The 12,891-nt window shown below is 33.2% G+C and carries 16 protein-coding genes and 1 tRNA gene; 4 read left to right on the top strand and 13 right to left on the bottom strand.

Features of this window, described 5'->3' with window-relative positions:
• Window positions 1-130 precede the first annotated feature (130 nt).
• The gene (locus tag OZX63_RS00140) at window positions 131-796 is read left to right on the top strand and encodes a CAP domain-containing protein (RefSeq protein ID WP_277143554.1); all 666 of its coding nucleotides are present in this window, start codon (window positions 131-133) and stop codon (window positions 794-796) included.
• Between the two features lie 189 nt (window positions 797-985).
• On the opposite strand, the gene OZX63_RS00135 is transcribed toward OZX63_RS00140, so the two are convergent.
• The 11 genes from OZX63_RS00135 to OZX63_RS00090 all read right to left on the bottom strand — a co-directional run bounded on the left by OZX63_RS00135 (window position 986) and on the right by OZX63_RS00090 (window position 9,116).
• Window positions 986-1,267 carry a helix-turn-helix transcriptional regulator gene (locus OZX63_RS00135; protein ID WP_277143552.1) on the bottom strand — a complete coding sequence of 94 codons (282 nt, stop codon included), beginning with the start codon at window positions 1,265-1,267 and terminating at the stop codon, window positions 986-988.
• Window positions 1,260-1,610 (bottom strand): type II toxin-antitoxin system RelE/ParE family toxin, encoded by a 351-nt coding sequence (locus OZX63_RS00130; protein WP_277143551.1) that lies wholly within the window; start codon window positions 1,608-1,610, stop codon window positions 1,260-1,262. The genes OZX63_RS00135 and OZX63_RS00130 overlap by 8 nt, the downstream gene beginning before the upstream one ends.
• Window positions 1,611-2,232: 622 nt before the next feature.
• The gene (locus OZX63_RS00125) at window positions 2,233-3,999 is read right to left on the bottom strand and encodes an MFS transporter (RefSeq protein WP_277143549.1); all 1,767 of its coding nucleotides are present in this window, start codon (window positions 3,997-3,999) and stop codon (window positions 2,233-2,235) included.
• A 52-nt stretch (window positions 4,000-4,051) separates the two neighbouring features.
• Window positions 4,052-4,513 carry a MarR family transcriptional regulator gene (locus OZX63_RS00120; RefSeq protein WP_277143547.1) on the bottom strand — a complete coding sequence of 154 codons (462 nt, stop codon included), beginning with the start codon at window positions 4,511-4,513 and terminating at the stop codon, window positions 4,052-4,054.
• Between the two features lie 121 nt (window positions 4,514-4,634).
• Entirely contained in the window at window positions 4,635-5,867 is a 1,233-nt protein-coding gene (locus OZX63_RS00115) for a tyrosine-type recombinase/integrase (RefSeq protein WP_277143544.1), read from the bottom strand.
• Window positions 5,868-6,062, bottom strand: coding sequence for a hypothetical protein (locus tag OZX63_RS09705; RefSeq protein WP_348535257.1), 195 nt, complete (start codon window positions 6,060-6,062; stop codon window positions 5,868-5,870).
• Complete coding sequence (locus OZX63_RS00110) at window positions 6,062-6,460, bottom strand: hypothetical protein (protein ID WP_277143543.1); 399 nt, start codon at window positions 6,458-6,460, stop codon at window positions 6,062-6,064. The genes OZX63_RS09705 and OZX63_RS00110 overlap by 1 nt, the downstream gene beginning before the upstream one ends.
• Window positions 6,441-7,232, bottom strand: coding sequence for a replication initiation factor domain-containing protein (locus tag OZX63_RS00105; protein WP_277143541.1), 792 nt, complete (start codon window positions 7,230-7,232; stop codon window positions 6,441-6,443). Before OZX63_RS00105 ends, OZX63_RS00110 begins: the two co-directional genes overlap by 20 nt.
• A gap of 118 nt (window positions 7,233-7,350) precedes the next feature.
• On the bottom strand, window positions 7,351-8,154 hold the full coding sequence (locus tag OZX63_RS00100; RefSeq protein ID WP_277143539.1) for an AAA family ATPase: 804 nt from the start codon (window positions 8,152-8,154) through the stop codon (window positions 7,351-7,353).
• Window positions 8,135-8,674: a hypothetical protein gene (locus OZX63_RS00095; protein WP_277143537.1), complete on the bottom strand. Its 540-nt coding sequence runs from the start codon at window positions 8,672-8,674 to the stop codon at window positions 8,135-8,137. The genes OZX63_RS00100 and OZX63_RS00095 overlap by 20 nt, the downstream gene beginning before the upstream one ends.
• 13 nt (window positions 8,675-8,687) lie before the next feature.
• On the bottom strand, window positions 8,688-9,116 hold the full coding sequence (locus OZX63_RS00090; RefSeq protein WP_277143535.1) for a hypothetical protein: 429 nt from the start codon (window positions 9,114-9,116) through the stop codon (window positions 8,688-8,690).
• 163 nt (window positions 9,117-9,279) lie between these two features.
• On the opposite strand from OZX63_RS00090, the gene OZX63_RS00085 reads away from it, so the two are divergent.
• Window positions 9,280-10,101 (top strand): helix-turn-helix transcriptional regulator, encoded by an 822-nt coding sequence (locus tag OZX63_RS00085; protein ID WP_277143533.1) that lies wholly within the window; start codon window positions 9,280-9,282, stop codon window positions 10,099-10,101.
• A 270-nt stretch (window positions 10,102-10,371) separates the two neighbouring features.
• Here the strand turns inward: OZX63_RS00085 and OZX63_RS00080 are convergent.
• Window positions 10,372-10,444: transfer RNA gene (locus tag OZX63_RS00080), tRNA-Thr, on the bottom strand.
• 166 nt (window positions 10,445-10,610) lie between these two features.
• On the opposite strand from OZX63_RS00080, the gene OZX63_RS00075 reads away from it, so the two are divergent.
• Together OZX63_RS00075 and OZX63_RS00070 are read left to right on the top strand one after the other, a co-directional pair.
• Entirely contained in the window at window positions 10,611-11,312 is a 702-nt protein-coding gene (locus OZX63_RS00075) for an MgtC/SapB family protein (RefSeq protein ID WP_277143531.1), read from the top strand.
• A gap of 109 nt (window positions 11,313-11,421) precedes the next feature.
• The gene (locus OZX63_RS00070; RefSeq protein WP_277143529.1) at window positions 11,422-12,621 is read left to right on the top strand and encodes a DUF2974 domain-containing protein; all 1,200 of its coding nucleotides are present in this window, start codon (window positions 11,422-11,424) and stop codon (window positions 12,619-12,621) included.
• 74 nt (window positions 12,622-12,695) lie between these two features.
• Here the strand turns inward: OZX63_RS00070 and OZX63_RS00065 are convergent, their stop codons facing one another.
• Window positions 12,696-12,854, bottom strand: coding sequence for a CsbD family protein (locus OZX63_RS00065; protein ID WP_277143527.1), 159 nt, complete (start codon window positions 12,852-12,854; stop codon window positions 12,696-12,698).
• Window positions 12,855-12,891: the final 37 nt, after the last annotated feature.

Below are 12,891 nucleotides of genomic sequence, written 5' to 3'. Positions count from 1 at the left end.
GCAGCATAAAGCTAAAACCTATCAGCAAACTTTTAAATTATACTGATCTTTATTTAAATTCATAAAAAATTCAACACTCCTTAAAAATTAATATATAATAAGAATAACTATCCATGGAAGGACAATAATCATGAAAACAATAAAAAATATCACTAAAATTACAGCTACTATTTTATTATTTAGTGGATCATTAGCACCGAGTTTATTGGCTAGCATACAGCCAACTATTGTACAAGCAGCTAAATCTAAAAAGCATAAGGCAAAAACAAAGAAATTTAAGCTAAGCGTTCCAGCATTTAGAAAAGAATTTCTTAAAGAATTAAACAAAGAACGAACTAATCGAGGATTACAACCTCTAAAGGAAGACCCTCAATATGATAAAGCAACACAAGATCGTACTGTCCTATTATCAAAAGCATTTGCCAATCCTGAAAGTGAAAATGATGCCGATATAGTACACTTAGATAAAGATAAAACACCATACATTAATAAATATTTTGACAAATATAATATCCAACATGATTTTATTGGTGAAGTATGCAATCAAGGTGCTGTAGGACTGAATTTCAAACATAAAACGAAATTATACGTAATGGATCCATCCAAATACACCAACAAAATAGCAGCACATGAATCAATAATGGGATATATTTATAATGATGGACCATACTGGGCACATAGAGATACACTACTTAATCCAAAAGCTAAACGCATTGGTATTGGCGTAAGATTAGTAAACGATCATTTAAACCCCACACCATCAATCCATAGTTCAGAATCAGTAACAGAATACTAATTAGTTTCATCATTAGCAACATCTAGATAACCTAGTTGTTGCTTTTTTATAGCTATTCCAAAAATTACTTTTACTAATAAAAATAATCTTAACCATTAACTAGTTAAGATTATCTTACTTAAGTCTATTAACCTCTATGCTGGCTAAAGCTACAAACTAATGCTTGTGGCTTGCTAAACATTCAGTGGATTACGCAGGCATAAATTCGATCTTTACCTTTTGCTTAGTAGCCTGAGCAATCTCACTCAATAATTTTGTTGAAGCATTCATCGAACCATTCTCAATTCGTGCAATAGTCGACTGCGGTTTATTTACTAATTTAGCAAATTTTCTTTGTGTTAATCCCAAACTATCTCGTAAATTTCTTACCTGAACCGCAACTTCAAAATTTATATTATCTTGAGCTGCTTCTTTAGCAAATTCAAGATCATGTTTACTACGTTCACGCGCATATTCATCAATCTTACTCATTATTTTTACCTCTTTCAAAACTCATACGTCTAGTCTTAGCTTTATTTATTTCCTTTACAGGAGTTTTTTGATCCTTTTTAGTAAAGGCATGAGTTATAACATAATGATTATTTTCAAAATGAAAATAAATCGCTCTTTGAATATTCGAAGAATATTGGCTGCGAATTTCAAACAAATTACTTTCTAACTTTTTAATCCACTTTTGCCGACTAGCTATTTGCAAACCATAGAGTTCAATATTATTAATCGTGGCATATAACTTTGCTGCTTCTTTAACAGGTAAACTATCTAAAAACACTTTAAATTCTTGCCAGTTATAATATTCAAATTCAATCTTTTTCATAGTTATATGATAGCTTACTTGCTATCATATAGCAAACTAATTTACCTCAAAGTAATATATCTTTAGTCACTAATAAAATAATTGTGTGGCTTAAAGTGCATCTAATTCATTATTTATCTTCATCAACAAAATTTGACAAAGAACCAAAAAACTCTTACCCCAAAAGAGTTAAGAGTTTATAAAATATTTCCATAAAGAGTGTTTTATTGTTAGCTTGAGGTGTTCACACACAACCCTATTAAGATTCCCTAAGTAAGTGCAATTAAGTCTAACCCACCTATCTTAGATCAACATCTAACAGATACTCTAGTTACCTGTTCTTAATATCATGATAAACAATTTCAATTAAAAAATAAATTGTTAAATTTACTTTGCTACTTTAACTCTCATTTATAACTAAAACTGACAATTTCAATATTTCTATCTTCATCAACATGCATATAGGTTTTCATAAACAAAAAAATAATCTTAACTATCAACTAGTTAAGATTATCTTACTTAAGTCTATTAACCTCTATGCTGACTAGAAGCATAGAGGCTATAAAACAATACTATTATCACTTCAATATTTGAAATTAGTCATAATATTTAGCTGTGGTATTAATTGTGGCTATATATCTAGCTATTGACGCTTTACATCGCACCATAATCCTACTGGAATAAATACAATTAAACAAAATGCACCTAATATAAATGTTTTATTAAATGCTTTAGTAGTTTCTCTATGCTTCATAGAAAATATTTTTGACAAAATTGATTGTAATATTTGTTTCTGTTTGATCATAACTAAATAGTGTGTTTCTAAATTTTGTTTACTTGCCAATTTATTTAATGTTCCTGATAACATCGGATTATTTTTAGTTAACCTACCCAAGTTAATTTCTACCTTGGACATTTTTTGATTACCTTGGATAATTTTGTTAATCTGTGTTTTTTTAGGAAATCTAGGAACAGTCTTTTCTGAAACAATCGCATGTTTTAATTTCTTGTAATCAATTGTGTAATTGGTTATTTTACCATCAGAAGAAGCAGTTTCTTTTATTTCTTTTTTTACTGCCTGCTTAATATCCGGAGCTAGATAACTTGTTTGAACTTCCTGCAAAGCACTTTGTCTAACAGATTTGACAGATGAAGTCATATTATTATTCAAGACGCCAATTAATAAAGCTATTCCTAAGCAAGACCCTAGCTGTCTAATTGCATTAACAATTCCCGAACCAATTCCAACCTTTTGAGCAGAGATATGTAACACTGCAGAAATCTGTGAAAGCCCTGCTAAACCAAAACCAGCTCCTAAAACAATCATCGTAAAGATCATTTGAAAGCGTGTCATTTGATAATTAAGCTGCGTTAAAAGCACCAGACTAGCAAACATCAAGACGGCTCCCGCTGTCACTGGCCAACGATAATTAAATTCTTTACCTAATTTATTTCCAAGCGGGACAACAACCATCACCGTCAATGAGCTAAACATAATAATATAACCTGCATTCAGCGTAGAATAATTTAGGATATTTTCTAAATATAGATTAAAGACAACACTAGAGCAGACAATAGTAAATCCACACGCTAAATAGACCAACGCTGAAGAAGTAAAAGTCATATCTTTAAACAAGGATAAGTCAATTAATGGTTCAGTATTATAATGCTCGTCTAGTCCAAAAAAGACAAAAGCAATAACTGAACTTATTAAAAGCCAAATTACTGTTTTGGAAGACCAACCCCAAGTTGATGCTTTTAACAGTACTAAAGTTAGTGCAAATAAGCTCCAACTAAAGAAGATTAATCCTAACCAATCTATTTTCTTAGAAATACTTGAATCGTAAGACTCTGTAAAGCATGATAAGAGCAATAAAAACGCGATGATTGCCAACGGTAAATTAATAAAAAAGATTGTCCGCCAAGACCACAAATGAATTAATAAGCCACCTACTGGTGGTCCACTAGCTGCTGCAGCTGCCGAAATTCCACCTAGTAGACCAATACTACCCTGAGCTTTTTCTCTAGTACCAAAAAGACTGACAGCAAGCGGCACAACGATTGGAGCTAAAATAGCACCACCAAAGCCTTGAAAGCACCTAGAAATTATTAATATTCTTAATGATTGTGCCAAACCACTTACCAATGAACCAATTCCAAAAATTATTAAACCAATAGCCGCTAACTTTTTTCTACCAAATTGATCGGCTAATTTTGAGCCTGGAATCATAAAAACAGATAATACTAAAAGATAAACTGTACTAATCCAATTACTATCAGTTAAACTACTTGAAAAAGCCTTGTTAATTGCTGGCAAAGCAATATTTGCAATAGTTGTATCCAACGTTGTCATAAACATCATCAGAGCTAGTGCAATTATGCCACCTATTTTTTTGAATTTCGTATTCATAAATTTCCTCCTCGGCTTTTGATTCATAATGCAACAAAAATAATAAAATTTTTTATCTTTTGTCAGCAATCTGTTTTAACAACTTGGCCGCTTCATTACTTTTAGCTAAAATTTCTTTTAAAACACTATCTGGTAAATCAGCAAAAATAACACTAATTTGTTCATCAATTTCATTAACGTATTTTTGATGATTACTTTGGGCAATTTTGCCTTGGTGTGTCAATTGCAAGATGTATTCTTTTTCTGAATCTGGAGCATATTCTTTTATGACCATTCTCTTATCTACAAGACGTCGAACCATCTTAGATGTAGTCCCCCGCGTAACACCAGAAATTTTAGCTAAAGTAATTAAATTACAATTTTCATTTTGTGCGATTAATTCAATTGTATCTATCTCCGCAGGATGCAATTCATATTTCGTACCAAATTTTAGTGTCGTTTGTTCTAGTTGATTATACGAATTTACTGCTTTTTTAAACGTAGCAATTAGTTGTTTAGTTAGATCTAAAGACATAAGTTTCTCTCTTTCTTTTTGATTCACTATGAAACAAAATAATTATAAATCTTTTAATTATCGCTGTCTACACCTTTATAGCAAAATGACAGACCTAAGTCTGTCATTTAACAAATTATATTTAATTATCATTCATAACTAAATCTGACATTTCAACATTTCTGTCCTCATCAACATGCACATAAGTTTTCATAAACATTTTAACTGTATGACCCATGCGACTTGCTGCCCATGGATAAGACATACCTGGAGTATTACCCAATTTAGTTGCCACCGTATGACGACAAGTGTACATGCTAATATTACAATCTTTACTATCAATTCCCACTTTGTTGCAAATTTCTTTCAACATATCGTTCATACTATGTTGAACTATTGGATAGCCTAAAGCACACAAACGATAATCTTTAATGTTCAACATGATCAAATCATTTTTATTAGCCATATCATGCTCAAAAAGAAATCTATTCTGACAATGTTTAAACTTCTCCAACAACTGCAAAAGTGGTTCAGGAAGGGGCAAGGTTAGCCGAAATTCACCTTTAGGCCTACTCTTCAAATGACCGTTAAATTGCTTCTCTTTTTCATTCCATGAATTATTTATTCTAAAAACTTTGTACTTGCCATCATCAATCAAATTAGACCATTTAAGTCCTTGAATTTCTTGTGGTCGCATACCAGTTTGCAAAGCAATTAAAATTGCAATTTTTGTAGTCCAATAACTGACACTAGTTGCATTTAACTGGCGATAAATTTCCGCTTCAATCTTAGCAATTTCATCTTTTGTAAAAACATATTTTTTAGTTGGTGACACCATTTCATCACGTCTAAAAAATTTTGATAATGCCTTAATTGGTACTGGATTCTTTTCCAAGCCATAATCTTGCAAACTGAAAAAGAAGCCTCGTAAATTTTGTAATTGCCTAGCGATCGTACTATGTGCTGTAACAGTCACCTTGTGTGTTCTAACATATTCTCTTGCGAAATTACGAATATCTTTTTCTTTAACTGCATAAACCTTCTTTTTACCAAAGAAGTGTGATACTAATTTAACCGTATACTTCCAATTATCATACGTAGTAATTGACGACCAACGACCTGAACGATATTCTTCTTCAACATATCGATTTAAAGCCTCTGCAAGTGGCTGATTTAACACGTCTAACGCAAGATTTTTGCGTTCACGATAATTTACCCACATCTTCTCTTCTAATTGCTTAGCCTCACGTTTATTAGTCGTTTTAGTAATTCTACTTGGTACAGAAATAGTCTTGCCAGTTTCATTATCTGTTGGTTGTATTCTAACGCGATATTTACCAGCATTCTTACCAGTCTTAATTAACGTGATTGCCATCTACTTCTTCACGACCTTACATGTTCGCTTAGAGAGAAGCCAAGTTTGAACTTCATCAAAGACATAATATTTACGTCCATCTTCTGTTAATTGATGATATGGGCACCCGTTATCAATTAATTTAAAAAAATATGTATAACTCACGCCTAACTTTTGTGCTATTTGACGTGCGTTCAATAATGTATCACCAAACATTATTTTTCCTTTCCTGTATCTCTATCTTTTAATTCTTGTTGTAAATTGTTTAATATTCTTGAAAAATCTTGCCTAACGCTTTCAGTTTTAATGAATTGCGATTTTCTAATTAACGAATCTGATAACTTAATACCGCCTATTTGGTTAGGTTTATCAAGATATGAATTTAAAAATTGGTAAAACTGATTTAAACCTACCTGTCCGTAATTATCTTTAATTAAATACAAAACACCTGCAGCTCCACCTAGTAAAAACCACATTATTGTTTTATTTAACGACAAATCTAAATTAGCTTTTTCTTGATCCAAGTTATTAATTCCTAGTCCACTCGCTAATTCTGTTAAAACTTTCCATTCTGGTGCAAGATTGTATTTTTCATTAATCTTTTTTGTATTCAACTAGCGACCACCGCTCTAACACAATTCCTAACAAGTCTGAATAAATATCTTGCTTATTCAATTTAGCTACTAACTCACCTATTTGATGAGCAGTCTTACCTTTAAATTCACCTTCAAAACGTAACCAATCATGACAGCCTTTAGCCATACTCCGATAACGTCCATCAGGTCGATCTTGCTCAATCTTTTTATCATAAATTCTTAGAAAGCAATCGCTGGTTCTAGCACCAACATAAATAGTTTCTACTTTTTCAGCATTACTAATAAATTTCAAACGTCCCGACGGAATTCGATTGCCTTGTTTATTTAAAAATATCAATTCTTGATTCATAATTCTTTTAGCAATTGAATCAACTGAAAAATTATAGTCAATTAAATCAGTTGCAATATCAATTCTCGAAATATGACCTTGATATTCTAAACAAACCTGCTTAATAAGATTCTGCCAATCAACTTTTAAACCGGTATAATCAGCAACCAATGCTTCATAGACAGCCTTGCCAACAGCAGTAAAATCAATTGAAATTCCCATGTCTTTTCTGTCAGGGTTCCACATTACCGAAATATACTTCTTTTCATTAGAACCAAAATTATAGCTTTTTGAATAGCCATTTTGCCCCTTACTTTCAGCTTTAATTTCAAAATAATCTGAAAGAGCAAAAATTTTATTGGCTAACCGTAATTCATCTATATCTTCGATATGAAATTTATTTGCGACATACGGAATGTAAAATCTAATTTGGTCAATGCTAATCATATTAATTTCTTGCATTTTTGCCTCAAAGATTTTCCGTTACCCCCATATTATTATACGGGGGTAGCCCGCACGCTCCGCTTGGACGTGCTACTCGGGAACACAGTTCCCGCCAGCGGGCTACCTAACGTTTTAATTACTGCCAATAACCTGTTTCATCAGCAAAGCTATCTAAATTCAAATTATTTTCTAGCTTACTAATTACATTAGGTACATTAACATTAGACATATCAGGTGCGACAAAAGGAACGGGCAAAATATTAGCTTGTCCATCCATCTCAATTAAGCCAAAACCTGGTTTATTTGGTATTTTAGGCAATTCTTTTGTATCAATTCCAGGAAATACCATGCGATAAGTCTCGCTGTCAGCATTGCCCATAATAATGCGATTGCCTAATTGTAAAGTTAAAGAACGATCTATTACCGTTGCTTCTAATCGTTGTGCAGAAAGAATAACAAAAATTCCTGCCTGCCGTCCTTTTAAAATTAATTGACGTAATAAGGACATTAATTCATTTTTTTCTTTAGTAGTCGCTTCTGCCATTAATGCTGCGACTTCATCAATTAAAATCAAATATGGTCGCAAATTATAATCAAACCAATCTTGACCAAATTTGCCCCTAAAATGACTAGCACGGTTGTTCATATTATCAACCATATTTCTTAATAACCTTGCAGTTTGCCCCACAGTAGTAGCAACAACTTGTTCGCCGTTATTAAGATAATTACTTAAAGTAGATAAATCTGAACGTTTATTGTCAACGATTAATAAACCGCCTTGCATTTGCGACATAAATTTTAAAGAAATATATGTTGCCAGTTGCGTTTTACCCATACCAGAACGACCAACAAGAAGAAGCCCAGGGCTTCCTCGAAAATTAAGTTTAATTGTTGATGTTAGAGTGATATACCCTTTACTTTTAGAAAAAGTCACTGTCACTGACCTTCTCTCCGTGATCTGATATTTTGTATAACTTATAAGTGATTTGTCCAAAAAAATCGTCTACTTTCGTACAATTCATCTTAAATACATCAGACAAAATACCTGAAAGCTGCCTAGCATTTTCACTATTTTTAATACCATCAGTAAGAAAAGTAATATAAATATTATTGTTATGTTGCTCGACTTCAATTTTTACAGCATTAACAATCCTTTTAATACCTTGATCAGTACCATCCTGTTCATAATCAATTAATCCTGCTGATCTAACAACTTTTTTTAAAGGAAAGTAGTATTTGACTTGAAGCAAAAATTTTATCAAAACTAACGAAAATGGTAGTATCATAAATAGTAGAGGATATACCAAATTAGATATATTTCTAATGGTGATGATATGAACTGTCAGCAAGCCGAAATCGACCAAAATTACGATTGCTGCAGTCACAAATACTAATATTCTCCACCCGTTGCTTAACCACAACGGGTTTTTTGTATCAAAAATAATCTTCTTATTTTTCATTTTTACCAACTCCTTAAATTTTCATTGCTTCTTCTGGTGTCATATTTAAAACTCGAACACTCTTGGCATTCAATCCTTCCTTACCGTTATAAATCCAATGATTAATTTCATCGAATGCAACTACTACATGCTTAACACCCAACAATAAACTTGCTGCATCTTTTTCTTCTTTTAATAGATCACCTTCTTTGACCTTTACTTGTAATCGTGTGGCAAGTGGTAATTTAGCATTTTTAGAAATTACCGCAACTTCATGAATTGCACTGGTATTGATTTTACTTTTATCTTTAAAATCTTGACTTTTATCAATATAGCCTCCTTGCAAAATAAATACCTTGCCAATTACTGATAATACTGACGCAGATTCCAATCGCTTACTTAAAATTGGTGTACTTTTACTTTCAATTTGTTCAGCTTCTGTTGAGAATTCTTTACTTGACATAAATTTTCCTTTCTTTCTACAGTTGCTTTTTAATCACAAAAAATTAAAAATAAATAAAAAATATTACATTTGCGAACTTTTTGTTCGCTAAACTAAATATATACCTTTAACTATCATTTTGCAATCATGATATAATTTATTTAACCCGAGAATGGAGAAAATTATGGCATTACCAAGAATTAAAGAAATTCGACAAAAATTAGGTATGACTCAAGCTGAATTTTCAGATTATTTGGCAAAAGAAAAAAATATAAATATTTCAAGAGCCAGAATAGCAAAATACGAATTAGGTATAAATACTCCCAGTGATGATACTCTTAATAAACTTTCTGAAGCACTAAATGTTCCTCAAAACTATTTAGCAGGGAAAGGTATAAATGAAGAGGATATTGATGAAACATTAACTAATACTTTGCATAACGCATATTTTAATTCATATTCAAATTATGTAATTACACTTGAAGAAGATCCTCAAAAAATGCCTTATAAACTTAAAAGATTAATCGATTCTTACCTGGATCTTAACCAACGCATGTATTATTCAAACATTTTATATGATTCACCAAAATTCAATCCCCTCATCTTTTATCAAGACAACACAGGAGAGGTTAGTAGGGAAGCAATAAAGGCACATTTCCCTCGTTCTAAAAAAATTGATAAATTTTGGAAAAAAACTTTTGAGTTTTTATACAATGATTTCAAATTCAAAAAAACATTAATAGGTTTAAATAAAGAAAAATTTTCTGAAAAAGTCACTGAAAGAATAGAACAGCAATACAAACAAGATAAGTTAAAATATGATACTGATAGCCTTCTTAACACAATTGAAAAATTTAGTTCGGACTTAAAACTAGATGTGTATGAATGGCAAAATAGCAAAAAAACAAAAGATGAATTAGATGAAAATATTGACGAAAAGATTTATAAGCTAAACAAAGCAATTTCTAAATTAGGTTTTGGAAAAAATGTCAAGTCCGAGCAATAATGCTCGGGCTTTTTATTATGCTATATCTCTTACCACACAGAAATATATCTTATAAATTCTGTTATACCAGTATTTATAGCAGCTTAATAATATCTTCACCACACAAAAATTATCAAATTTAACTTTTGTGGTATTTGTGTGGCAAAAATTAAATATTAACAACTTTGCATAAGTATCAACTAAAAATCAAAAACAAGAAAAAAAGCCTATCATCAAGGTATTTATAGAACCTCAATAATAGACTTCTTAAAGCTAATTTATAAAAATTTATGCTGACTAGAGGATTCGAACCTCCGACCTCATCATTACTAATGACGTGCTCTGCCAACTGAGCTAAGTCAGCATTGTCTTACTTGACAACGATATTAATTAAACCATATTCGTAACAATTACGCAAGTATTTTTTGACTTTTTCTAAATTTTTGTTATAACTATTCTTTGATCTTTATTCTCACAACGTAAAGGATAGAGTATAATTATAAAATATAATTTAAGAACGGAGTGATATGATGGCTAACTTAACACCGATTAATTCGCAGCTACCATGGCTAATGCGGGTCATTGTGGCCTCGCTTTGCGGAGCATTAATCGGTTACGAACGAGCAATTCAACGAAAGAGCGCTGGGGTCAGAACCCACATTGTCGTCGCTTTTTCGTCAGCATTATTTATGATTATTTCCAAATATGGATTTTACGATTTATTAAAACTTAACGATGTGGCGGTTGACCCGTCAAGAATCGCGGCCCAGATTGTTTCTGGGATTTCCTTTATTGGTGCCGGGACGATTTTAATTAAAAAGCAACAGGTTTCCGGTCTGACAACCGCTGCCGGAATTTGGGCAACTGCCGCAATTGGGATGGCAATTGGCTCTGGGCTGTATTTCTTAGGGATTTCCCTGACCGCCTTTCTCTTTCTTATCCAAATGCTATTCCATGATGATAGCTTGATTGATAAAATCATCATGCACATTCGGTTCAATATTCAGATTGAAGCCGTCAACAAGCACCATATTTTGGAGACAATTGAGGATGAGCTAAAGGCCAGTCATGTCCAAAATGTTTCTGTTAAAATTTTGTACGTTAATGATGAACGAATTATCTTTTTTGTTGATGGGATTATTAACAATAACATTGATGAAAATGATATTATCATGTCTCTGCGTAAATATCCTGACATCAAGCGGATTAGTTACACAAGCATGGGTAAATAAAATTATAAGCAATAGTCTAACTATTGCCTTTTTTATACCGTTATTTTGGTATTTACAAATCAAATTAACTACAATAGTAATTATTACCTAATCAGAAAGGAAGAATTTTATGGCTGGTTCACTCGATTATTTACGTTGGCGCGGTGATCTTTCATTCAAAGAGAAACCTTTTAATAGTGTTGATGCAGCGCTGCTTTCATCAATTGTTTACCTCCCCGCTGATACCTCGGCTGTCGGACACACCTTGGGTGACGTTGCACAGCAGTTGCGGCAGTTGCCTTCGTTTCAGCACCAAATGCACTCTGAAACTGGCGCTGAGGTGCTATTATTGCCGGAAAGTCCACGCATTGGCGGTATGAAAATCCTCGATTGGACTGATCGCTTAGAAAAAGAGCCGCATCCTTTACAATTTACCGCTGCCACTTTTGCCATCAATCCGCAGACAATGGTTATTGCTTATCGCGGCACCGATGGTTCAATGATTGGCTGGAACGAGGACATGCGGATGAATTATCTGCCGGAAATTTACGGGCAGAACGTGGCAGCTGAATATCTTGAAGACATTGCCCAGAAGTTTCCCGACCAGCGTATCTATCTTGTCGGGCATTCCAAGGGCGGCAACTTTGCCCAATATGCCTTAAGTGCTGTCAAGCCAGAGATTCAAGACCGAATCATTAAGGCATTGAGCTTTGATGGCCTTGGCTTCTTCCGTGAAGTCTACACTAGTCCTGGCTTCATTCGCTCAATGTCCAAGATGAAAACTTACATCCCTCAAGCCTCAATCTTCGGCGCCATGCTAGATCACCCTGAGCACACATTAGTTGTTAAGAGCAACGCCGCCATGCGCAATCAGCATGACCCGCGGCGCTGGTCAGTTGGCCGCGACAGTTTCACACTTGCCGATGGGTTAACAGCTGGCAGTCGCGTCATTCGCCATGCTTTAATCACCTTCAATCGTTCGATCCCCAAATCCGACCGTGGTGAATCGTTTTCTGCATTGTTTGAAGCGTTTGAAAATGCCGATATCAATGAGTTGCACCAATTAACTAGCAACAAACTGCTGGGAACTTATCGTTTCGGACGAATTTTAATGTCACTTGAGCCCGATGAACGTAAGCTGATTACCCAAATTTTCAGTAATATTTGGAATTCTTACAAAAACAACATGACTTTGCCACTGAAGGTCAACAATTATGAACTTTATCCTAAGAGCAACGACTCAAATAAAGGCCCTATCTTTTACGAATTCTATGATTCTCAGCATCCTGACTTAAAATTGCCACCAGATGTTGAACAAAAATTACACTGATTTTGCACATGTTTCATGTGTAACAAAAAGAGCTCAGAAATTTAATTGTTTCTGAGCTCTTTTACTAGTAATTATTATTTTTTAATCTTGTCCTTGACGTCATCGAACTTATCTTTGGCATCATCTGCAGCCTTAGCTGCCTTATCCTTAACATCACCAGCGGCTTGTTGAGCTTTGCCCTCAACCTCTTTTGCTTTGCCAGCAATTTTATCTTTAAAACCTTTGTTAGCCATAATTTTAAGTCCTTTCTAAATTTATCTTACAACCATA

The organism is Lactobacillus sp. ESL0700 (assembly GCF_029392095.1).
Classification (GTDB): domain Bacteria; phylum Bacillota; class Bacilli; order Lactobacillales; family Lactobacillaceae; genus Lactobacillus.
This window is presented reverse-complemented; position numbering and strand designations above follow the sequence as displayed.